The 22738-nt window shown below is 59.9% G+C and carries 14 protein-coding genes and 4 pseudogenes; 16 read left to right on the forward strand and 2 right to left on the reverse strand.

What is annotated here, in order from left to right:
* The first annotated feature begins 83 nt into the window (after positions 1 to 83).
* From ACIP66_RS18065 to ACIP66_RS18100, 8 genes and pseudogenes are all read left to right on the forward strand, one after another.
* A complete protein-coding gene (locus ACIP66_RS18065) occupies positions 84 to 611 on the forward strand; it encodes an RNA polymerase sigma factor (RefSeq protein ID WP_053123030.1) in 528 nt (175 codons plus the stop codon).
* A gap of 107 nt (positions 612 to 718) precedes the next feature.
* Positions 719 to 1684 (forward strand): FecR family protein, encoded by a 966-nt coding sequence (locus ACIP66_RS18070; protein WP_400649639.1) that lies wholly within the window; start codon positions 719 to 721, stop codon positions 1682 to 1684.
* Positions 1685 to 1804: 120 nt separating this feature from the next.
* Entirely contained in the window at positions 1805 to 4360 is a 2556-nt protein-coding gene (locus tag ACIP66_RS18075) for a TonB-dependent receptor (RefSeq protein ID WP_400649644.1), read from the forward strand.
* 112 nt (positions 4361 to 4472) lie between these two features.
* Positions 4473 to 5081, forward strand: a complete 609-nt coding sequence (locus ACIP66_RS18080) for a biliverdin-producing heme oxygenase (protein WP_400649647.1) — start codon at positions 4473 to 4475, stop codon at positions 5079 to 5081.
* A gap of 167 nt (positions 5082 to 5248) precedes the next feature.
* On the forward strand, positions 5249 to 5644 hold the full coding sequence (locus ACIP66_RS18085) for a YbaN family protein (protein ID WP_400649648.1): 396 nt from the start codon (positions 5249 to 5251) through the stop codon (positions 5642 to 5644).
* 657 nt (positions 5645 to 6301) lie between these two features.
* A pseudogene (locus tag ACIP66_RS18090) lies at positions 6302 to 7261 on the forward strand (chemotaxis protein); the annotation flags it as partial.
* A 378-nt stretch (positions 7262 to 7639) separates the two neighbouring features.
* Positions 7640 to 8167, forward strand: a pseudogene (locus ACIP66_RS18095) (methyl-accepting chemotaxis protein); the annotation flags it as partial.
* 174 nt (positions 8168 to 8341) lie between these two features.
* Complete coding sequence (locus ACIP66_RS18100; RefSeq protein ID WP_400649650.1) at positions 8342 to 9691, forward strand: CoA transferase; 1350 nt, start codon at positions 8342 to 8344, stop codon at positions 9689 to 9691.
* Between the two features lie 214 nt (positions 9692 to 9905).
* Here the strand turns inward: ACIP66_RS18100 and ACIP66_RS18105 are convergent.
* Both ACIP66_RS18105 and arcD (ACIP66_RS18110) read right to left on the reverse strand, forming a co-directional pair.
* Positions 9906 to 10757: pseudogene (locus ACIP66_RS18105) on the reverse strand (DNA-3-methyladenine glycosylase family protein); the annotation flags it as partial.
* Positions 10754 to 12181: an arginine-ornithine antiporter gene (arcD, locus tag ACIP66_RS18110; RefSeq protein ID WP_053123047.1), complete on the reverse strand. Its 1428-nt coding sequence runs from the start codon at positions 12179 to 12181 to the stop codon at positions 10754 to 10756. The gene arcD (ACIP66_RS18110) and the pseudogene ACIP66_RS18105, both read right to left, overlap by 4 nt.
* A 495-nt stretch (positions 12182 to 12676) precedes the next feature.
* Here arcD (ACIP66_RS18110) and arcD (ACIP66_RS18115) point away from each other — a divergent pair, with 495 nt between their 5' ends.
* From arcD (ACIP66_RS18115) to gcvP, 8 genes and pseudogenes are all read left to right on the forward strand, one after another.
* Positions 12677 to 14104 carry an arginine-ornithine antiporter gene (arcD, locus tag ACIP66_RS18115; protein ID WP_053123050.1) on the forward strand — a complete coding sequence of 476 codons (1428 nt, stop codon included), beginning with the start codon at positions 12677 to 12679 and terminating at the stop codon, positions 14102 to 14104.
* 35 nt (positions 14105 to 14139) lie between these two features.
* Positions 14140 to 15396 carry an arginine deiminase gene (arcA, locus tag ACIP66_RS18120; protein ID WP_053123052.1) on the forward strand — a complete coding sequence of 419 codons (1257 nt, stop codon included), beginning with the start codon at positions 14140 to 14142 and terminating at the stop codon, positions 15394 to 15396.
* A gap of 69 nt (positions 15397 to 15465) precedes the next feature.
* Positions 15466 to 16476 (forward strand): ornithine carbamoyltransferase, encoded by a 1011-nt coding sequence (locus ACIP66_RS18125; protein ID WP_053123054.1) that lies wholly within the window; start codon positions 15466 to 15468, stop codon positions 16474 to 16476.
* Positions 16477 to 16667: 191 nt separating this feature from the next.
* Positions 16668 to 17597 carry a carbamate kinase gene (arcC, locus tag ACIP66_RS18130; protein ID WP_053123056.1) on the forward strand — a complete coding sequence of 310 codons (930 nt, stop codon included), beginning with the start codon at positions 16668 to 16670 and terminating at the stop codon, positions 17595 to 17597.
* A 62-nt stretch (positions 17598 to 17659) separates the two neighbouring features.
* On the forward strand, positions 17660 to 18022 hold the full coding sequence (locus ACIP66_RS18135) for a DUF5064 family protein (RefSeq protein WP_053123058.1): 363 nt from the start codon (positions 17660 to 17662) through the stop codon (positions 18020 to 18022).
* 245 nt (positions 18023 to 18267) lie between these two features.
* On the forward strand, positions 18268 to 19776 hold the full coding sequence (locus ACIP66_RS18140) for a sigma-54-dependent transcriptional regulator (protein ID WP_212543892.1): 1509 nt from the start codon (positions 18268 to 18270) through the stop codon (positions 19774 to 19776).
* 576 nt (positions 19777 to 20352) lie between these two features.
* Positions 20353 to 20736 (forward strand): glycine cleavage system protein GcvH, encoded by a 384-nt coding sequence (gene gcvH / locus ACIP66_RS18145; RefSeq protein WP_180698637.1) that lies wholly within the window; start codon positions 20353 to 20355, stop codon positions 20734 to 20736.
* Positions 20737 to 20747: 11 nt separating this feature from the next.
* Positions 20748 to 22738: pseudogene (gene gcvP / locus ACIP66_RS18150) on the forward strand (aminomethyl-transferring glycine dehydrogenase); the annotation flags it as partial.

Genomic DNA, 22738 nt, shown 5'->3' on the forward strand with positions numbered 1-22738 from the left:
TCCGTGTCGATCACAAAACAATACTTGACCATTCGCATAGATGATAAGCATTATCATTCGCTCGAAATGGATCAGGTTCCCCCGTGAGTCAATCGCGCTTCAACCACGTCTTCCTCACCCAGCGTATGTCCCTGCTGCGGACGCTGGAACGGATGGTCAACAATCACAGCACCGCTGAAGACCTGCTGCAGGAAACCTACCTGCGCGTGACGCGGGCGTTGAGCGAGCGGGCCATCGATCACCTCGAGCCCTTTGTCTTCCAGACCGCGCGCAATCTGGCGCTGGATCATTTGCGTGCGCGCAAGCTGCACTCACGGACGATGGTCGATGACGTGCCGCAAGACGTCGTGCACAGCATCGCCGCCCCCGCCAGCAGCGCCGAAGACGCCGCCCACGCCGAACAAATGCTGGAGCGATTGAACGTGAGTCTCAGCGAACTCAGCTCGCGTCAGCAGCAGATTTTCATCCTCAGCCGTTTGCACGGCAACAGCTACCAGGAAATCGCGGACGAACTGAACGTCTCCTTGAGTACCGTGCAGAAAGAATTGAAACTGATCATGTCCATTTGCATCGGCGTCGCCGAACGGCATAACAGCAGCGGCGAGTTATAAGCTTCAAGCGGCAAGCTGAAAACTCAAAGTTCACACCGAATGAGCTTTAGCTTGCAGCTTGTCGCTTGAAACTCGAAACTTGCTTTGAAAAAGCCCGAGGAAACACCGTGACGGACACCCACCGCTCGCCTTCGCCTGACTCGGCGCGGGACGCTGCAGATGCAATGGACCAGGCGCTGGACTGGCTCATCGTGCTCGGCAGCCCGGACGAGGAGCAGACCCGGCAGTTTCATGCCTGGCTGGCGGCTGATCCGTTGAACGCCGAAGCGTTCGCCAAGGCGCAGGCGATCTGGGATGGCCCGCAAGTCATTCAGTGCGCGCAAAGCCTCGCGGCGAAACCGGCCAAGGTCACCTTTCTCAAGCGTTTGCGCCCGCACTGGAAACCGTTGGCCACTGCTGCTGTGCTGATTCTTGGTCTGTTCAGTTTCAGCAACCTGCCGATGCGCATTCAAGCCGATCACTTGACGGTGGTCGGCGAGCGTCAGCGCCTGCAACTGGAGGACGGTTCGAAAGTCCTGCTCAACACCAATTCCGCTTTCTCCAGCACGATCAATGATCAGCAACGCGTGGCGCGGCTGTATCAGGGCGAGGCGTATTTCGAGATCGCCGGCAGCCGCACTCAGCCCTTGGAAATCGATGCCGGCCCGGTCAAAGCCAGTGTGCGCGACACCGAATTCGCCGTGCGTTATCTCGATGGCGTCGCGCAGGTCAACGTCCAGCGTGGCGATGTCGATTTGCGCGCGACCCACAACGATGCCCGCGTGCGCCTGTCGGCCGGGGAAAGTATCCGCATCGGCCCTAATGGCTTTGACCGCCCGTCCAAACTCGACGCGGCGACCGATCTGGCCTGGGTACAAGGCCGACTGGTGTTCGAGAACTGTCCGCTCAACCAAGTGCTGGCCGAGTTGCGCCGCTACTATCCGGGCTGGATCATCAATACCAACGAGCAGTTGGCCGGCGTCGCCGTGACCGGCAATTATCGCCTCGATCAGCCACTCGACGTGGTGCGTTCCCTCGCCCACATCACCTCCGCGCGCTTGCAGGAATTCCCGGCGCTGGTGATCTTGAACTAAATGAGAATTATTTTTACTCGATAGCTGAAGCCCGTTCGTCTCGTTATAGCCAATGCAATTGATTCGCATCACGATGCCAATCAGCACCTATAAAGATTCGTGCGACACGGAGCGCTATCGATGTCCTCACGCCTTACCCGTCAGACTTCCCCTTCCCGCGTATTGTCGCTGCTGACCGCTGCCATTCTCATGGCCGGCACCGCACCGCTGATGGCTGCCACCGAGCAACCGGCGCGCAACATGGGTGATTACGCGTTCTCCATCAACCAGCAACCGCTGGTGTCGGCGCTCAATGCCTTCACCTCTGTGACCGGTTGGCAGGTCGGCTTGCCGGCGGAACTGGGTCAGGGCGTATCGTCGCCGGGCGTGCGCGGTTCGCTGCCGCCGGAGAAAGCGCTTGAGCGGCTATTGGTGGGGACCAATCTGAGCTTCCGCAAGCTGAGCAATAACAATGTGGTGCTGGAAAAGCGCAACAGCAGCGGCACCCTCAACCTTGATCAGGTGACCATCAGCGCCACGCGTCAGGAACAGTCGGTCAATAGCGTGCCGGCCACCGTCAGCGTGCAGACCCGCGAAGATCTTGATCGCAACAACGTCAATTCGATCAAGGATCTGGTGCGGTACGAGCCGGGCGTTTCGGTGGGCGGCGCCGGTCAACGTGCCGGCATCACCGGCTACAACATCCGTGGTATCGATGGCGACCGCGTGCTGACTCAGGTCGACGGCGTGCAAGTGCCGGACAGTTTCTTCAACGGCCCGTACGCGCAGACCAACCGCAATTACGTCGACCCGGAAATCGTCAAACGCGTCGAAATTCTCCGTGGCCCGGCCTCGGTGCTGTACGGCAGCAATGCGATTGGCGGCGCCGTCAGCTACTACACCCTCGATCCGGACGACATCATCAAGCCTGGCCAGGACGTCGGCGCCCGGCTGAAAACCGGTTACAGCTCGGCCGATGACAGCTGGCTGACCTCCGGTACCGTTGCTGGCCGCACCGGCGACTTCGACGGTTTGCTGCACCTGAGCCAGCGCAACGGTCACGAAACCGAATCCTACGGCGAAACCGGTGGCACCGGCCTGAACCGCACCGAGGCCAACCCGGAAGACGTGCGCACCACCAACGTGCTGGCCAAACTTGGCTGGAACTACGCTGACGACGCGCGCTTCGGCCTGACCTACGAACACTATAAAGATGATCGCGACACCAACCAGTTGAGCGCCGTCGGTGGCCCGTTCAACGCTGGACGCGGTTTCGGTTTCTATAAGTCGCGCACCGGCAACGACACCGTTACCCGCGAGCGTTTTGGTCTGGAACACCGCTTCGCACTGGACACTGTGCTGGCCGACAACATCAAGTGGTCGCTCAACTATCAGATCGCCAAGACCGATCAGAGCACCCAGGAAATCTACGCGCCGTCGCGCACTGTGCTGCGTAACCGTGACACCAATTACAAAGATCGCCAGTGGGTGTTCGATGCGCAGGCTGACAAGTCGTTTGCCATCGCCGACACCGATCACACCATCACCTACGGCACGACCATCAAGCAGGACAAGGTCACCGGTCTGCGCACCGGCTCCGGCACCTGCCTGACTGTCGCCGGTGCCTGCCGCGTCATCGGGGCGCCAAGCGCGGCCGACACCTTGACACCGGCCAGCGACTTCCCGGATCCGACCATCAACAGCTACAGCCTGTTTGCCCAGGATCAGATCAGCTGGGGCAACTGGACGTTCCTGCCGGGCGCACGTTACGACTACACCGAACTCAAACCGCACATCACCGATGAGTTCCTCGCCACTGCCGACCAGAGCGGTAACGGTCTGGTCAGCGACGAGAAGAAAACCTGGCATCGTCTGTCGCCGAAGTTCGGCACCACTTACAGCTTCAACGACAACTACACCTGGTACGGTCAATACGCCGAAGGCTTCCGCACCCCGACCGCCAAGGCTTTGTATGGTCGCTTTGAAAACCTCGCGGGCGGCTACCAGGTCGCGCCGAACCCGGATCTTGAACCGGAAAAAAGCAAAAGCTATGAAACCGGTCTGCGTGGCCAGTTTGAAGCGGGCACCTTCGACGTTGCGGTGTTCTACAACAAGTACCGTGATTTCATCGACGAGAACGCCATCACTCCCGGTTACACCGAGACCACGTTCCAGAGCAACAACATCAAACACGCCACCATCAAAGGCGTGGAGCTTAAAGGTCGCTTGAACCTCGATACCTTCGGCGCACCGACCGGCCTCTACACCCAAGGCTCGATGGCGTACCTGTATGGCCGCAACGACGACAGCGGTGAGCCGCTGAACAGCATCAACCCGCTGACCGGCGTGTTCGGCCTCGGTTATGACCAGGACAAATACGGCGCGCTGCTGAGCTGGACGCTGGTCAAGCGCAAGGATCGGGTCGACAGCACCATGTTCAAAACGCCTGACGGCACCAGCACCCAGTTCAAGACCCCGGGTTATGGCGTGCTCGATCTGGCGGGCTTCTACAAAGTCACCGACGACGTGACCGTCAACGCCGGTCTCTACAACCTGACCGACAAGAAATACTGGCAGTGGGATGACGTGCGCGGTTACGACAGCGTTGGCGAAGCCTCGGTTACGCAACCGGCCAACCTTGATCGCCTGACCCAACCGGGCCGCAACTTCGCGATCAATCTGGTCTGGGACATCTGATCCGGCCGACCTCACTGCGCGTGTTCAAGCACCGCGCAGTGAGGTTTTTTTACGCTCAGGCGTCTGCTTGTTCGTCTCGTTAGCAAGCGCCTCTCTTTCTCAAGGATTTCCCATGACAGCTCAAGACACCGAACAACGCCCTGCCCTGCGTTCGCAACGCTTGAACCAGATCACTAACGAACCGCACACCAAGCTCGATGCCCTGGTGAAGGCTCACGCGCCGTTCGAGACCCGCGCCAACTTCGCCCGTTTCGTGGTCGCGCAGTACCTGTTCCAGTCGGAACTGGTCGACCTCTACAACAGCGCCGAACTGACCGCCATCGTCCCTGACCTGCCGGCCCGCTGCCGCGCTGAAGCGGCCAAGGCTGACCTCGCCGATCTCGACACCGAAGTCCCGGCACCGGTCGCTGGCGCGGTGAAAAACCCGAACAAGGCACGGGCACTGGGCTGGATCTTTGTGTCCGAAGGTTCGAAGCTCGGCGCTGCGTTCCTGATCAAACGCGCCGTGGCGCTGGAACTGAGCGAAACCTTCGGCGCCCGTCACCTCGGTGAGCCAGAAGGTGGCCGTGCCGAAGGCTGGAAGAGCTTCGTGCGCACCCTGGATTCGCTGGAATTCAGCGCTGAGGAAGAAGTCGAAGTGGAACAAGGCGCGATCGACGCGTTCAACCGCTTCACCGTGCTGCTGGAACAGGCTTACGCGACAGAAGCCGAACTGGCCTGATTCCCGACACGATCCCTTGTAGGAGCAAGGCTTGCCCGCGAAAGCGTCAGCCCATTCAACATCATCGTTGACTGACACACCGCCTTCGCGGGCAAGCCTTGCTCCTACAAGGGGCCGCGTAAATCTGTAAGATCCCGATCCCGCTTCAGAAGCATCCCGCCGAGCCCATGCCGCAACCAGCCTCCTCCAAACTCGCCCGCCTGCTGTTCGGCCTCCTGGCCTACGTCAGCCTCGGCATCGGCCTGATCGCCATTGTCGTGCCCGGCCTGCCGACCACCGAGTTCATCCTCCTCGCCGCCTGGGCCGCCACCCGCAGTTCGCCGCGCCTGAGTGCCTGGCTGGAAAACCATCGCCTGTTCGGGCCGATTCTGAGCAACTGGCGCAACGGCAAAATCATCGCGCGCAAAGCCAAAGTCAGCGCGACGGTAAGCATGTTGCTGTGCGCGACGTTGATGCTGGTGATGCTCGATCACGGCTGGCCGATCTATCTGGCGATCGCCGGGATGGGGTTGGGGAATCTGTGGATCTGGTCGCGCCCGGAAACCATCACTAAACCCGCCTGATATTTCAAAGATCACTCCAAATCTGCGGCATACATAAACCCTGTGGCGAGGGGATTTATCCCCGCTGGGCTGCGAAGCAGCCCCAAACCCGGCCCCCCCGTTCCACTGACAGACCGCATTATCTTGTCTAACGACTGCTTCGCAGCCGAACGGGGATAAATCCCCTCGCCACAAAAGCTATCCAATTCACGCAGACACTTCCCTGAAATTGCTCTGATTTCCAGCACTTTCCCCTGCGCAAACGTTTAGCGCTGACCGTTCGTCGGCGCGCGCCTCATGCCTTTTCGCCTCGCGCCGATGAGCATTCATGGCGCTGAATGGATTTGGCGAACCGGGTAGTCCATACCCGCAAGCCAACCGTTTATCCATTCGCGAGATCGCCCCATGTTCGACTCTCTGTCCATCCGCCTGAAAATCGTCCTGCTCTCCGGTCTGTGCCTGCTCGGTGTGGTCGCGCTGATTGTTGGCATGAACATCTACCAGACCAACCAGAACGATGAACTGGTCAGCAACTCCAGCAACCAGCTGCTCACCGCCAGTGTGCAAAACCTGCTGCAAGCCAAAGCCGCCGAACAAGCGGTGCGGGTGCAGAAAACCTTTGGCGAAAGCTTGTTGGTGATTACCGCGCTGGCGGATCAGATCAAAGACATGCGCGTGATGGCCGCCAAGCGTTCACTGGACGCCGGCGCCCTGCGCGAAGAGTTGAACCTGAGCCTGAAAACCGCCTTCGAGCGCAACGATAAAGTGCTCGGCATCTGGCTCGCCTTCGAACCCAACGGCCTCGACGGCAAGGACAGCGAGTTCGCCAACGACGCCGCGCGCCAGTCCAACGAAGCCGGGCGTTTCGCGACCTATTGGAGCCGCGCGGCCGGCGCCTCGCTGAACACGATCATGGTCGAAGAAGACCTGACCAAAACTACCCTCAGCGTCAGCGGCACGCCGTACAACAGCTGGTACACCTGCCCTCGCGACAACAAACGCACCTGTTTGCTCGACCCGTACGCAGACACCGTGGGCAATAAGGAAATGCTCATGACGACCATTTCCGTACCGTTGATTGTCGACGGCAAAGCGATCGGCGTGGTCGGTGTCGACATCGCCCTCGACGCGCTGCAAGCAGCCGCCGTCGAGTCGCAACGCAACCTCTTCAACAACGCCGGGCACATGCTCATCGTCTCCGGCAGCGGCGTGCTCGGCGCCGACAGTTCGGACGCGACCAAGGTCGGCAAAAAGATCAACGACACCCTCGGCGCCAATGGCCAGGACGTACTGCAACTGCTCGCCTCCGGCACACCGAAAATCCTCGAACAGGGCGACCTGATCCGTGCGGTGTACCCGGTCGACCCGATTGGCAACTCGCGTGCGTGGGGCGTGGTCATCGACCTGCCGAAACAAGTGCTGCTGGCCGACTCGGTCAAGCTGCAAGCGGTGCTCGATGATGCGCAGGAAACCGGCGTGCTCACCGCGCTGTTGGTGGCTGTGGTGGCTGGCGTGGTCGGTCTGCTGCTGATCTGGCTGACCGCGTCTGGCGTTACCCGTCCGATCAACAGCGTCGCCAAGATGCTGAAGAACATCGCCAGCGGCGAAGGCGATCTGACCCAGCGTCTGAACTACAGCAAGAAAGATGAACTGGGCGAACTGGTGAACTGGTTCAACCGTTTCCTCGACAAGCTGCAACCGACCATTGCGCAGATCAAACAGAGCATTACCGAAGCGCGCGGCACCGCCGACCAGTCTTCGGAAATCGCCCGTCAGACCAGCGAAGGCATGCAGGTGCAGTTCCGCGAAATCGATCAGGTCGCCACCGCGTCCAACGAAATGAGCGCCACCGCCCACGACGTCGCCAACAGCGCGTCGAACGCAGCCAACGCCGCGAAAGGTGCCGATCAGTCGGCGAAGGACGGCATGTCGATCATCGAACGCAGCACCCGCGACATCAATCAACTGGCCGATGAAGTCAGCAAAGCGGTGACCGAAGTTGAAGCGCTGGCGGTCAACAGCGAGCAGATCGGTTCGGTACTGGAAGTGATCCGCAGCATCGCCGAACAAACCAACCTGCTCGCGCTCAACGCGGCGATTGAAGCGGCCCGTGCCGGTGAGAGTGGACGCGGTTTCGCCGTGGTCGCCGACGAGGTGCGTAACCTCGCCAAACGCACGCAGGATTCGGTGGAAGAAATTCGCGTGGTCATCGAGCGTATTCAGACCGGCACGCGCGGCGTGGTCGCCACCATGCATTCGAGCCAGACTCAGGCACACAACAACGCCGGGCAGATTCGTCAGGCCGTGGATGCGCTGGGCAAGATCAGCGACGCGGTGACGGTGATCAGCGACATGAATCTGCAGATTGCCAGCGCGGCGGAACAGCAGAGCGCGGTGGCCGAAGAGGTTAATCGCAACGTTTCGGCGATTCGCACTGTGACCGAGACCTTGACCGGGCAAGCCACCGAGTCGGCGGCGATCAGCAGCCAGCTCAATGCACTGGCGAGCCAGCAGATGAAATTGATGGATCAGTTCCGCGTCTAGACCTCACCACACAAACTTGTAGGAGCAGAGCTTGCTCGCGAAGAGGCCGTCACATTCAACATCTTCGTCGACTGCCACACCGCTTTCGCGAGCAAGCTCAGCTCCTACAAGAGCCTTCATCTAATCCCGTGACGTTTTGCACTATCATCGCCCTCTCGCTCCGGAGGGCCTTCGATGACTGATTTACTCACGTCCATTCAAGCCGCACTCGGCTTGCCGCACACGCCGATTGCGTTCACCGCCAGTGGCGCCCTGCCCTCGGCCTTCGCCGTCACCGATCTGGCCTGCGCCAGCATCGCCGCTGCCGGGCAAGCCATCAGCGAACTCTTGCAGCAACAAACCGGCCACCTGCCCGCCGTAGAAGTCGATCGTCGTCTGGCCTCGTTCTGGTTTTCCTCATCACTGCGCCCGATCGGCTGGCAAGTGCCGCCGCTGTGGGATCCGGTCGCCGGTGACTACGCAACGCGCGACGGCTGGATTCGCCTGCACACCAACGCCCCGCACCACCGCGCCGCCGCTGAACGCGTGCTCGGTGCCTGCGCCGACCACGCGGTGATGGCGGCGAAAGTCGCGCAGTGGGCGAGCACGGAGCTGGAGCAAGCGGTGGTCGACGCCAAGGGTTGCGCCGCCGAAATGCGCAGTTGGGCGCAGTGGCAACAGCATCCGCAGGGGTTGGCGGTGAATGCCGAACCGCTGGTGCACTTCATCGCTGATCAGGATGAATATGCGAAATCGTGGCAAGGCTCCGTGGAACGCCCATTGGCCGGGATCAAGGTGTTAGATCTGACGCGCGTGCTCGCCGGCCCTACCGCCAGTCGTTTCCTCGCGGGGCTCGGTGCTGAGGTTTTGCGCATCGATCCACCGACCTGGAATGAGCCCGGCGTCGTCCCGGAAATGACCTTGGGCAAACGCTGCGCACGGCTGGATTTGCAGGTTCCGGCGGATCGCGCGGTGTTCGAGAGTCTGCTGAAAGACGCCGACATACTGCTGCACGGTTATCGCGCTGATGCGTTGGAGAATCTTGGTTTCGGCGTTGAACGTCGTCGCCAATTGGCACCGGGATTGATCGACGTCTGCCTCAACGCTTACGGCTGGAGCGGCCCGTGGCAAAACCGTCGGGGCTTCGACAGTCTGGTGCAAATGAGCAGCGGCATCGCCGAGGCCGGGAAGCGCTGGAAGCAGGCGGACAAACCGACGCCGTTGCCGGTGCAGGCGCTGGATCATGCGACCGGCTATTTGATGGCGGCGAGTGCGATCAGATTGCTGACTGAGCGGTTGCGGAATGGGCATGGTGGTTCGGCACGGTTGTCGTTGGCGCGGACGGCGAAGTTGTTGATCGAACACGGGGCCGGAATAGCCGAAGCGTTGCGTGCCGAGGATGAACAAGACCAAGGGTTGCCCTTGGAACAAACCCCATGGGGGCCAGCACATCGGTTGCTGGCGCCGGTGAAGATCAGCGGCACACCGCTGCAGTGGGCGTTGCCTGCCATGGATTTGGGCGCCCACCGGCCGCAGTGGGTTTGAAGAGCCCCTCACCCTAGCCCTCTCCCAGGGGGAGAGGGGACTGATTGGGGGATATTGGCGAGATTCACCGACTTGAAAGATTGGTGTTGAATCCAACATCAGCATGGAAAATTGGCCTTGAATCCATAATCGCCTCGGTTACTCAGGTCGATGTATAGCGCCAGACACCTCGATCGGCCCCCTCTCCCTCTGGGAGAGGGCTGGGGTGAGGGTGACTCAAAGACGCCCACAACACCTGCGCCGCATACCCGCGATAAGGCCGCCAACCCTCCGCCCGCACAGCCAATTCCCGCGCCGTCGGCCGCTGTCCTTCCAACACTTCCAACGCCCGCAACAACCCGACATCGCCATGGGGAAAGCCATCCAGATCGCGCAACTGCCGTAGCGCAATGTACTGCGCCGTCCACTCGCCAATCCCGTGCAACGCCAGCAACCGCGCCACACCATCGTCGCAATCCGGCTCAAATAATGAAGGATCATCAAGCAACGCTTGAGCCACGCCCGACAGTGTCCGCCCTCGACTCTTGGGCATCCCCAACGCCGCCAAATCCGCCTCAGCCAACACACTCGCCTCAGGAAACACATAACTCAAACCCGGCACCGTCGATTGCAACGGCGCGCCATACTGAGCCACCAATTTCCCCGCCAAGCGAATCGCCGCCACCACGGTAATCTGCTGCCCGAGCACAGCACGAAACGCCAGTTCCAAACCATCCCACGCCCCCGGAATGCGCAACCCGGGACGCTCGGCCATCAACCGCGCCAGCAGCGGATCCTGCGCAAGATGCCCTTGCATCACCACCAGTTCCGCATCCAGATCGAACATCCGCCGCAACCGCCGCACAATCTCCGGCAGCGCCTGCGAATCAGGAAAACCCACTTCAACCGCCAGCGAATCAGCAGCACCGGGCCACACTGAAACCGTGCCATGCACCCCGTTCAACCCGATGCTGCGCGAGTACAAGCCATCGACCACGGTCTCCATCCCGACCACCGCTCGCGCCGCGAGAAAATCCAGCATCGCCTCCCAGTCATACGGCGGTTGATAGTCCAGCGCCAACCTCACAACGACAGCATGCCGCTGTACAAGCCATACGCCGCCAGACCCGCACCGATAATGACGACGGTAAAGATGCCCTTCTCAATAGACGTGAAGATCGGCTCGCCCTGTTCATGTTTGGCCTTGGCAAACAGGATCACCCCCGGCGCATACAGCAGCGCCGACAGCAGCAAATATTTCACCCCGCCGGCGTACAGCAACCACACCGCATAACCCAGGGCGATGCCGCCGATCAGCAAATCCTTGGTGCGTTCAGCCGAGGCGTGTTCGTAGGTTTCGCCACGCCCGCTCAGCAGTACGGCATACGCCGCCGACCACAGATACGGCACCAGAATCATCGACGACGCCAGATAAATCAGGCTGGTGTAGGTGCCCGCCGAAAACAGGGTGATCAGCAGGAAAATCTGGATCATCGCGTTGGTCAGCCACAACGCGTTCACCGGCACGTGGTTTTTGTTTTCCTTTTTAAGGAACGCCGGCATGGTTTTGTCTTTGGCCGTGGCGAAGAGGATTTCTGCGCAGAGCAGCGCCCACGACAGCAGCGCACCGAGCAGCGAGATTGCCAGGCCGATGCTGATCAGCAATGCGCCCCACGGCCCGACGATGTGTTCCAGCACCGCGGCCAGCGAAGGGTTTTGCAGGTTGGCCAGTTCCGGCTGGCTCATGATCCCCAGCGACAGCACATTGACCAGCACCAGCAACGCCAACACACCGATAAAGCCGATCACCGTGGCGCGGCCGACGTCGCTGCGTTTCTCCGCACGCGCCGAGTAAACACTGGCGCCTTCGATGCCGATGAACACGAACACCGTGACCAGCATCATGTTGCGCACTTGATCCATGACATTGCCGAAGTTCGGGTTGCTGGTGCCCCAGATGTCGCGGGTAAAAATGTCGGCCTTGAAGGCGACGGCGGCAATGACGATGAACATGATCAGCGGCACGATCTTCGCCACCGTGGTCACCTGATTGATGAACGCTGCCTCTTTGATCCCGCGCATCACCAGAAAATGCACGCACCACAACAGCACCGAAGCGCAGCCGATGGCGATCGGCGTATTGCCCTGACCGAACACCGGAAAGAAGTAGCCGAGGGTGCTGAATAAAAGGACGAAATAACCGACGTTACCCAGCCAGGCGCTGATCCAGTAACCCCACGCCGATGAAAACCCCATGTAGTCTCCGAACCCGGCCTTGGCATAGGCGTAGACGCCGGAATCCAGTTCAGGCTTGCGGTTGGCCAGGGTCTGAAAGACGAACGCCAGCGTGAGCATGCCGATCGCGGTGATGCCCCAACCGATCAATATCGCCCCGGCATCGGCCCGCGCCGCCATGTTCTGCGGCAGCGAGAAAATCCCCCCACCAATCATCGACCCCACCACCAGAGCGATCAACGCGCCTAGGCGCAGCTTTTGCGTCGGTTGCGACATTCAAATCTCCCTTCCTGATCAACGAATTCTCAATTTCCAGCCAAACCTCAGGATCCACCCAAACCCCAGATGCACCGAACCCTCACCACTGGTTTATGACTTAACTAACTAAATGGGTAAAGAGTATGTACGTTTATTAAATAACGCCAACAAATGCCCATTTATATATAGCCGATCACGCTAACGCCTAGCACGCTCAGACAATTTTGTGCGCTGATCCTAATAAATCAATTCTGTACTGAAAACAGACGCGGAAAATTTGCCAATCTGCCAAAACGAACTAGCGTCATAATTCGAAAGTAATAATAGCTATTCCCAAGCATGTAGCCAAAAAGCGTCTAAATCGGGCTTCGCAGACGATAGCTTTATGCCTTCAGCCGATTCATAAGTCATTCATTAACAATGGAATGTGACCATGCACTGATCTAAGTCAGCTAACTGAACAGACAACAGAACTACGCTGTGATCTCTCTTCTCCTGCAATGGAGTCATGCAATGTCTGAAGCTCCCGGAAAACTACGACTCGGTGCACTGGTTGCGTTGGTAGTCGGTTCAATGATCGGTGGCGGGATATTCTCTTTGCCACAAAACATGGCCGCCAGCGCCGACGTTGGCGCCGTGCTGATCGGTTGGGCCATCACCGCTGTCGGCATGCTCACCCTCGCTTTTGTCTTCCAGACCCTCGCCAACCGAAAGCCTGACCTGGACGGCGGTGTCTACGCCTATGCCAAGGCCGGTTTCGGCGACTACATGGGTTTCTCGTCCGCCTGGGGTTACTGGATCAGTGCCTGGCTGGGCAACGTCGGTTACTTCGTTCTGCTGTTCAGTACTCTCGGCTATTTCTTCCCGATTTTCGGTGAAGGCAACACTGTTGCAGCGGTGATCGGCGCCTCGGTGCTGCTGTGGGCCGTGCACTTCCTCGTCCTGCGCGGAATCAAGGAAGCAGCGTTCATTAACCTTGTGACCACGGTCGCCAAGGTTGTGCCGCTGGTGCTGTTCGTTCTGATCGCGATTTTCGCCTTCAAACTGGACATCTTCACCGCCGACATCTGGGGCATCAAAAACCCTGATCTGGGCAGCGTGATGAACCAGGTGCGCAACATGATGCTGGTCACCGTGTGGGTGTTCATCGGCATCGAAGGCGCGAGCATCTTCTCGGCCCGCGCGGAAAAACGCTCGGACGTCGGTAAAGCCACCGTGATCGGCTTCATCACCGTGCTGCTGTTTCTGGTGCTGGTGAACGTGCTGTCGCTGGGCATCATGACTCAGCCGGAACTGGCGAAACTGCAGAACCCGTCGATGGCCGCCGTGCTTGAGCATGTCGTCGGTCACTGGGGCGCGGTGCTGATCAGTGTTGGTCTGATCATTTCGCTGCTGGGTGCGCTGCTGTCGTGGGTGCTGCTGTGTGCGGAGATCATGTTCGCCGCCGCCAAAGACCACACCATGCCAGAGTTCCTGCGCAAGGAAAACGAGAACCACGTACCGGTCAACGCCCTGTGGCTGACCAACGCGATGGTGCAGATTTTCCTGATCATCACTCTGTTCTCGGCGAGTACTTACCTGTCGCTGATCTACCTCGCCACTTCGATGATTCTGGTGCCGTATCTGTGGTCGGCGGCGTATGCGCTGCTGCTGGCGGTGCGCGGCGAAACTTACGAAGGCTTTGCCGCCGAACGGCGCAAGGATCTGATTATCGGCGGCATCGCGCTGATCTATGCGGTGTGGCTGTTGTATGCCGGCGGGGTCAAGTACTTGCTGCTTTCGGCCCTGCTCTACGCACCTGGAGCGATCCTGTTCGCCAAAGCCAAGCTGGAACTCAAACAACCGATTTTCACTAATGTCGAGAAGCTGCTTTTCGCCGCGGTGATCGTGGGTGCCCTGGTGGCAGCCTATGGTCTCTACGACGGCTTCCTGACGCTGTAATACCCGACTAATTTGTCATCTGGAGGATCACTGAAATGACCACGGAAAAAGTTAAGTACGGCGTACATTCCGAAGCCGGCAAACTGCGCAAAGTCATGGTTTGCTCCCCAGGTCTGGCCCACCAGCGGCTGACCCCGAACAACTGCGATGAGCTGCTGTTCGACGACGTGCTCTGGGTTGCCCAGGCCAAGCGCGACCACTTCGACTTCGTCACCAAGATGCGCGAGCGCGGCATCGATGTACTGGAAATGCACAACCTGCTGACCGACATCGTCGCCATCCCTGAGGCGCTGGACTGGATTCTCGAGCGCAAGGTCACCGCCGATTCGGTGGGCCTGGGCCTGATCAACGAAGTCAAATCCTGGCTGAAAAGCCTCGAGCCACGGCACATCGCCGAGTTCCTGATTGGCGGCGTGTCCGCTGATGATCTGCCGGACAGTTTCGGCGGCAAGACTATTCAGATGTTCCGCGACTTCCTCGGCCATTCGAGCTTCATTCTGCCGCCGCTGCCGAACACTCAGTTCACCCGCGACACCACCTGCTGGATCTACGGTGGCGTGACGCTGAACCCGATGTACTGGCCAGCGCGCCGTCAGGAAACCCTGCTGACCACCGCCATCTACAAATTCCATCCACAGTTCACCAACGCCGAATTCGAAATCTGGTACGGCGACCCGGACAAGGATCACGGCAGCTCCACCCTTGAAGGCGGCGACGTCATGCCAATCGGCAACGGCGTGGTGTTGATCGGTATGGGCGAGCGCTCGTCCCGTCAGGCCATCGGCCAACTGGCGCTGAACCTGTTCAAGAACAAAGCCGTGGAAAAAGTCATCGTTGCCGGCCTGCCGAAATCCCGCGCGGCGATGCACCTCGACACCGTGTTCAGCTTCTGCGACCGCGACCTCGTAACGATTTTCCCGGAAGTGGTCAATCAGATCGTTGCCTTCACCCTGCGACCTGACGAAGGCAAACAGGGCGGCATCGACATCCGCCGCGAAGAAGGCACTTTCCTCGACACCGTGGCCAAGGCCCTCAATCTGAAAGCGTTGCGCGTGGTGGAAACCGGCGGCAACAGCTTCGCCGCTGAACGCGAGCAATGGGACGACGGCAACAACGTGGTGGCCGTGGAACCGGGCGTGGTCATCGGCTACGACCGCAACACCTACACCAACACCCTGCTGCGCAAGGCCGGCGTGGAAGTCATCACCATCAGCGCCGGTGAACTGGGCCGAGGCCGTGGCGGTGGCCACTGCATGACCTGCCCAATCGTGCGCGACGCAATCGACTACTAAACCTCTGAGCCCTGGCCGTCACTTATAAAGTGCGGCCAGGGGGATAACCGACACCGAAGGAGATCCATCATGGCTTTTAACATTCACAACCGTAACCTGCTCAGCCTGGAACACCACACCCCACGTGAGCTGCGTTACCTGCTCGACCTGTCCCGCGACCTCAAACGTGCCAAGTACACCGGCACCGAGCAGCAGCACCTGAAGGGCAACAATATCGCCCTGATCTTCGAAAAAACCTCGACCCGCACCCGTTGCGCGTTCGAAGTGGCGGCGTATGACCAAGGCGCCAACGTCACCTACATCGACCCGAACTCTTCCCAGATCGGTCACAAGGAAAGCATGAAAGACACAGCCCGCGTGCTGGGTCGCATGTACGACGCCATCGAGTACCGTGGCTTCAAACAGGAAATCGTCGAAGAGCTGGCCAAGTTCGCTGGCGTGCCAGTGTTCAACGGTCTGACCGATGAATATCACCCGACACAAATGATCGCCGACGTGCTGACCATGCGTGAGCACGCCGACAAGCCGATTCATGAAATCAGCTACGCCTACCTTGGCGATGCGCGCAACAACATGGGTAACTCGCTGCTGTTGATCGGCGCCAAACTCGGCATGGACGTGCGCATCTGCGCGCCGAAAGCCCTGTGGCCACTGGATGATCTGGTTGAGCGTTGCCACAAATATGCCGAAGAAAGTGGCGCACGAATCACCCTGACCGAAGACCCGAAAGCCGCGGTCAAAGGCGTCGACTTCATTCACACCGACGTTTGGGTTTCGATGGGCGAGCCGGTTGAAGCGTGGGCCGAGCGTATCCAGCAACTGCTGCCATACCAGGTCAACGCCGAGCTGATGAAAGCCTCCGGCAACCCGCGCACCAAGTTCATGCACTGCCTGCCGGCGTTCCACAACAGTGATACCAAAGTCGGCAAACAAATCGCCGAACAGTATCCGCACCTGAAAAACGGCATCGAAGTGACCGACGACGTGTTCGAGTCCCCAGCCTGCATCGCCTTCGAGCAAGCGGAAAACCGCATGCACACAATCAAGGCGATCCTGGTCTCGACCCTCGCTGATCTGTAACTGAAATAGCTCCCACTGAAGGAACCGGTTCCAAAGGTGGGAGCGAGCCTGCTCGCGAAAGCGGTGGGTCATTCAACAGAGATGTCGACTGATCTGACGCCTTCGCGAGCAGGCTCGCTCCCACAGGGGATCCCGGTTCCGGCAGGAAGATCGAGTTGTTCGCCTCTCCTCTGATTAGAAGGACATGCACCATGCGTATCGTCGTAGCTCTGGGCGGTAACGCCCTGCTCCGCCGTGGTGAACCGATGACCGCTGACAATCAGCGCGCCAACATCCGCATCGCCACCGAGCAAATCGCCAAAATCCATGCCGGCAACCAACTGGTCATCGCCCACGGCAATGGCCCGCAAGTCGGTCTGCTGTCGCTGCAAGCGGCGGCTTACACCTCCGTCACCCCTTACCCGCTGGACGTGCTCGGTGCCGAAACCGAAGGCATGATCGGCTACATCATTGAACAGGAACTGGGCAACCTGCTCGACTTCGAAGTACCGTTTGCCACCCTGTTGACCCAGGTTGAAGTCGACGCCAATGACCCCGCGTTCAAGAACCCGACCAAGCCGATCGGCCCGGTTTACGACAAGGCCGAAGCGGAAAAACTCGCTGCTGAAAAAGGCTGGGCGATTGCGCCGGACGGCGATAAGTACCGTCGTGTGGTGGCCAGTCCACGACCAAAACGCATCTTCGAAATCCGCCCGATCAAGTGGTTGCTGGACAAGGGCAGCATCGTGATTTGCGCCGGGGGTGGCGGGATTCCGACCATGTATGACGAGAACCGCAACCTCAAGGGTATCGAAGCGGTGATCGACAAAGATCTGTGCTCTTCGCTGCTCGCCGAGCAACTGGAAGCGGATCTGCTGGTGATCGCCACCGACGTCAACGCAGCATTTATCGATTACGGCAAACCAACGCAGAAAGGCATCGCCGAAGCGCACCCGGACGAACTCGAGCGCCTCGGTTTCGCCGCCGGTTCGATGGGGCCGAAGGTGCAGGCAGCCTGCGAATTTGCGCGCCATACTGGCAAGGTCGCGGTGATCGGTTCGCTGGCGGACATCGAAGCGATTGTCCAAGGCACCGCCGGTACACGCGTGACCACAGCGAAGCCTGGCATCACTTACCGATAATTAGAAACGGCGGGGGCAGGCCCAGGGTCTGCCCTCTTTCCATGCCTTGAAAGGAGTTCCTCATGGCCCAGTTTGAACCCGGTCATTTGCACATCGAGCGGCATGCGTTGACCGACGATGACGTCAATTACAACGTCTGCCTCGACTATGAAGTGTTCACCGATCCGCAAAAAGGCAAAGGGATACAGTTCACCCTGCACGGCAATATGCAGGGCAAGGACATGAAGGAAACGTTTTTCCTGCCCAAGGAAGAGGCCTACAACTTCGCCCGCGACGTGACCCGGATTGCCGAAAAATACGGGATTCCCAAGACGCACAGCCAGATCGGCTCGGTGCACAAGCATTACGACTTGATGTTTGAAGACATCCGCAAGCAGCTGAATATGCAGTCCGGGGATCCGGTTAATCCTGAGCATTTCGAGTAACCGTCAAAAGCCCCTCACCCTAGCCCTCTCCCAGAGGGAGAGGGGACTGATTGGGGGATGCTTCAGAATTACGCCGACCTGATCTTGCATCACCGAATCCATAATCGACTGGTTCTTTCAGGTCGATGTCAAATCCCAGACACCTCGGTCGGCCCCCTCTCCCTCCGGGAGAGGGCTGGGGTGAGGGTGTTTTTGATTTAGGGCATACTTGCCACCCTCCGCTCTGCAGATCACTGAACCGCCCCATGCGTATCCACGTCAGTTTCATCGACCGCGTCGGTATCACCCAGGAAGTCCTGGCTATCCTCGGTGGGCGCAACCTCAATCTGGATGCGGTGGAGATGATCCCGCCGAACGTCTATATCGACGCGCCAACCCTGAGCCCGACAGTGCTCGAAGAGCTGAAAGATGCGTTGTTCCGCGTGCTCGGCGTGGAGGCGGTGACCGTGGTCGATATCCTCCCCGGCCAGCGTCGGCACTTGCAACTCGATGCCTTGCTCGCGGCGATGACCGATCCTGTTCTAGCCCTCGACAGCGCCGGCAAAGTCTTGCTCGGCAACCCGGCATTGATCGCCCTCTACGGTCGCGAACCGGCCGGCGAAAGCGTCTCCGAATTGTTCAACGACCCCGGCCTGCTCGACACGCTGCTCGAACACGGCTTCCGTCTGCCGCTGCGCGAAATCACCGTCAACGGTCAGACCTTGCTGCTCGACGCCACGCCAATCACCGACGCCGGCGCCCTGCTCACGTTGTATCAACCCAACCGCATCGGCGAACAACTCTCGGCGCTGCACCACGACCACGCCGAAGGTTTCGATGCGCTGCTCGGCGAATCCCCGGCGATTCGCACCCTCAAGGCCCGTGCTCAACGTGTAGCAGCCCTCGATGCGCCGCTGTTGATTCAAGGCGAAACCGGTACCGGCAAAGAACTGGTCGCCCGCGCCTGCCACGCGATCAGTGCGCGACACAACGCGCCGTTTCTCGCCCTCAACTGCGCAGCGCTGCCGGAGAACCTCGCCGAGAGCGAGCTGTTCGGCTACGCCCCCGGCGCCTTCACCGGGGCGGCGCGTGGCGGCAAACCGGGGCTGATGGAGCTGGCCAACCAGGGCACGGTGTTTCTCGATGAGATCGGCGAAATGTCGCCGTACTTGCAGGCGAAATTGCTGCGCTTCTTGAATGACGGCAGCTTCCGCCGCGTGGGCGGTGATCGAGAGGTCAAGGTCAACGTGCGCATCCTCAGTGCAACCCACCGCGATCTGGAAAAAATGGTCAGCGAAGGGTCGTTCCGTGAGGATCTGTTCTACCGCCTCAACGTGCTCAACGTGGAAGTGCCGCCGCTGCGTGAACGTGGTCAGGACATTCTGCTGCTGGCGCGCTACTTCATGCAGCAGGCTTGCGCGCAGATTCAGCGCCCGGTCTGCCGCCTCGCCCCGGGCACTTACCCGGCGCTGCTCGGCAATCGCTGGCCGGGCAATGTGCGGCAATTGCAGAACGTGATCTTCCGCGCGGCGGCGATTTGCGAAAGCAGCCTGGTGGACATCGGCGACCTCGACATCGCCGGCACCTCGGTGGCGCGGCAGACTGACAGCGATGTCGACAGCCTCGAACAAGCGGTCGAGTCGTTCGAGAAAGCGCTGCTGGAAAAACTCTACGTCAGCTACCCCTCGACCCGGCAACTGGCCAGCCGCCTGCAAACCTCGCATACCGCTATCGCCCATCGGTTGCGCAAGTACGGCATCCCCAACAAACCGTAACTCCTTTTGCACACTTAGCAAATCCGACGCCGCGCCCTTGTAGGAGCAGAGCTTGCTCGCGAAAGCGGCCTTTCAGTTGCAATTAATGGTGACTGACAGACCGCTTTCGCGAGCAAGCTCTGCTCCTACATTTTGAACGGTGTTCCAGATTGTTTTCTGTAGGAGCTGCCGGAGGCTGCGATCTGTTGACTTTGAATGTGTATTGGCCGGGACAAGATCGTAGCCTTCGGCAGCTCCTACAGTCCGGGTTTCCAACCCAAGAATTGTATTTCCTGCTTAAAAGCGACCTTTATCTGTACTGAAAGCGCTACAGTGGAATGATGTCGTTACACCCTCCTCCGATCACCGCTGTGCAAGGCTTTGATCCGGTTCAGCTTTTCTCCTCGCCTTGTGCTGTAGCGATTTCGCTACACGCGCCACTGAGTCACATCCGTAAAAATCATTCAAATCACTGATTTATAAAGATAAATCAACCTTGGCCGCGTTCTTGCTAATCAACCCTTCATAAATAAAGGGCTTCCCTGCCCAAGCCTTCCACCGCGTCCACCAGACGAGTCTGGCCCCTGAGGAGTTTCCATGAGCGAGTTGCGTTTTACTGAAGATCACGAATGGCTGCGCACCGAAGCTGACGGCAGCGTTACTGTCGGCATCACCGCTTTCGCGCAGAACGCCTTGGGCGACGTGGTGTTCGTGCAACTGCCTGAATTGCAGGCGTACGACAAAGGCGCCGAAGCCGCCACCGTGGAATCGGTGAAAGCCGCCAGCGGCGTGTACATGCCCCTCGACGGCGAAGTGCTGGCAACCAACCCGGCGCTGGAAGACAGCCCGGAACTGGTCAACGAAGATCCGCTGGGCGAAGGCTGGTTCTTCCGCTTCCAGCCAAGCGACGCCGCCGCTGTCGGCAAACTGCTCGATCAGGACGCGTACGACCGTCTGATCAAAGCCCAAGCCGAAGCCTGAGGAACACCGACATGACTCAAGTAAACCTTGGCACCGCCAACGAATTCATCGCCCGTCACATCGGCCCGCGCGCCGGTGACGAGCAAGCCATGCTCAACAGCCTCGGCTTCGATTCGCTCGAAGCGCTGAGCGCCAGCGTCATCCCGGAAAGCATCAAGGGCACCAGCGTGCTCGGCATGGACGACGGCCTCAGCGAAGCCGATGCCCTGGCGATGATCAAAGGCATCGCCGGCAAGAATCAGCTGTTCAAGACTTACATCGGCCAGGGCTACTACAACTGCCACACGCCGTCGCCGATCCTGCGTAACCTGCTGGAAAATCCGGCCTGGTACACCGCTTACACCCCGTACCAGCCGGAAATTTCCCAGGGCCGTCTCGAAGCGCTGCTGAACTTCCAGACCATGATCAGCGACCTCACCGGCCTGCCGATCGCCAACGCATCCTTGCTCGACGAAGCCACCGCCGCTGCCGAAGCCATGACCTTCTGCAAACGCCTGAGCAAGAACAAGGGCAGCCACCAATTCTTCGCCTCGATCCACAGCCACCCGCAAACCCTCGACGTGCTGCGCACCCGTGCCGAGCCGCTGGGTATTGAAGTTGTAGTGGGCGATGAGCGTGAACTGACTGACGTGACGCCGTTCTTCGGCGCGCTGCTGCAATACCCGGCCGCCAACGGTGATGTGTTCGACTACCGCGAACTGACCGAACGCTTCCACGCCGCCAACGCGTTGGTGGCCGTGGCCGCTGACTTGCTGGCCCTGACCCTGCTGACCGCCCCGGGCGAATTCGGCGCTGACGTCGCCATCGGTTCGGCACAACGCTTCGGCGTGCCGCTGGGCTTCGGTGGCCCGCACGCCGCTTACTTCTCCACCAAAGATGCGTTCAAGCGCGACATGCCGGGCCGTCTGGTCGGCGTTTCGGTTGACCGTTTCGGCAAGCCGGCCCTGCGCCTGGCGATGCAAACCCGCGAGCAACACATCCGTCGCGAGAAGGCCACTTCGAACATCTGCACCGCACAGGTTCTGTTGGCCAACATCGCCAGCATGTACGCCGTCTACCACGGCCCGAAAGGCCTGACGCAGATCGCCAACCGCGTGCATCACCTGACCGCGATTCTGGCCAAGGGCCTGACCGCGCTGGGCGCGACAGTTGAACAAGCCAGCTTCTTCGACACCCTGACCGTAGCCACCGGCGCACAAACCGCCGCACTGCACGACAAGGCGCACGCTGCGCAGATCAACCTGCGCGTGGTCGACGCTCAGCGTCTGGGCCTGTCGGTCGATGAAACCACCACCCAGGCGGATATCGAAACCCTGTGGGGCCTGTTCGCCGACGGCAAGACCCTGCCGGACTTCGCTGCGCTGGCCGCTTCGGTACAGAGCACCATTCCTGCTTCGTTGGTGCGTCAGTCGCCAATCCTCAGCCACCCGGTGTTCAACCGTTATCACTCGGAAACCGAGCTGATGCGCTACCTGCGCAAACTGGCAGACAAGGATCTGGCCCTGGATCGCACCATGATCCCGCTGGGCTCGTGCACCATGAAACTCAACGCCGCCAGCGAAATGATCCCGGTGACCTGGGCTGAATTCGGTGCCCTGCACCCGTTCGCCCCAGCCGCACAGAGCGCCGGTTACCAGCAACTGACCGACGAACTGGAAGCGATGCTCTGCGCCGCCACCGGTTACGACGCGATCTCGCTGCAACCGAACGCCGGTTCGCAAGGTGAATACGCTGGCCTGTTGGCGATTCGTGCTTATCACCAGAGCCGTGGCGATGAGCGTCGCGACATCTGCCTGATCCCGTCGTCCGCCCACGGCACCAACCCGGCCACCGCCAACATGGCTGGCATGCGCGTTGTCGTGACTGCGTGCGATGCGCGTGGCAACGTCGACATCGAAGACCTGCGCGCCAAAGCCATCGAGCACCGCGAACACCTCGCCGCGCTGATGATCACCTACCCGTCGACCCACGGCGTGTTCGAAGAAGGCATCCGCGAAATCTG

This window comes from Pseudomonas sp. NPDC088429 (assembly GCF_044753305.1).
Lineage (GTDB): Bacteria > Pseudomonadota > Gammaproteobacteria > Pseudomonadales > Pseudomonadaceae > Aquipseudomonas > Aquipseudomonas rustica.

Bases quoted from the DNA above. Each gene is read 5' to 3' on its own strand.
- ACIP66_RS18075 (WP_400649644.1), top strand. From the start codon at position 1,805: ATGTCCTCACGCCTTACCCGTCAGACTTCCCCTTCCCGCGTATTGTCG.
- ACIP66_RS18080 (WP_400649647.1), top strand. From the start codon at position 4,473: ATGACAGCTCAAGACACCGAACAACGCCCTGCCCTGCGTTCGCAACGC.
- ACIP66_RS18085 (WP_400649648.1), top strand. From the start codon at position 5,249: ATGCCGCAACCAGCCTCCTCCAAACTCGCCCGCCTGCTGTTCGGCCTC.
- ACIP66_RS18100 (WP_400649650.1), top strand. From the start codon at position 8,342: ATGACTGATTTACTCACGTCCATTCAAGCCGCACTCGGCTTGCCGCAC.
- arcD (WP_053123047.1), bottom strand. From the start codon at position 12,181: ATGTCGCAACCGACGCAAAAGCTGCGCCTAGGCGCGTTGATCGCTCTG.
- arcD (WP_053123050.1), top strand. From the start codon at position 12,677: ATGTCTGAAGCTCCCGGAAAACTACGACTCGGTGCACTGGTTGCGTTG.
- arcA (WP_053123052.1), top strand. From the start codon at position 14,140: ATGACCACGGAAAAAGTTAAGTACGGCGTACATTCCGAAGCCGGCAAA.
- ACIP66_RS18125 (WP_053123054.1), top strand. From the start codon at position 15,466: ATGGCTTTTAACATTCACAACCGTAACCTGCTCAGCCTGGAACACCAC.
- arcC (WP_053123056.1), top strand. From the start codon at position 16,668: ATGCGTATCGTCGTAGCTCTGGGCGGTAACGCCCTGCTCCGCCGTGGT.
- ACIP66_RS18135 (WP_053123058.1), top strand. From the start codon at position 17,660: ATGGCCCAGTTTGAACCCGGTCATTTGCACATCGAGCGGCATGCGTTG.
- ACIP66_RS18140 (WP_212543892.1), top strand. From the start codon at position 18,268: ATGCGTATCCACGTCAGTTTCATCGACCGCGTCGGTATCACCCAGGAA.
- gcvH (WP_180698637.1), top strand. From the start codon at position 20,353: ATGAGCGAGTTGCGTTTTACTGAAGATCACGAATGGCTGCGCACCGAA.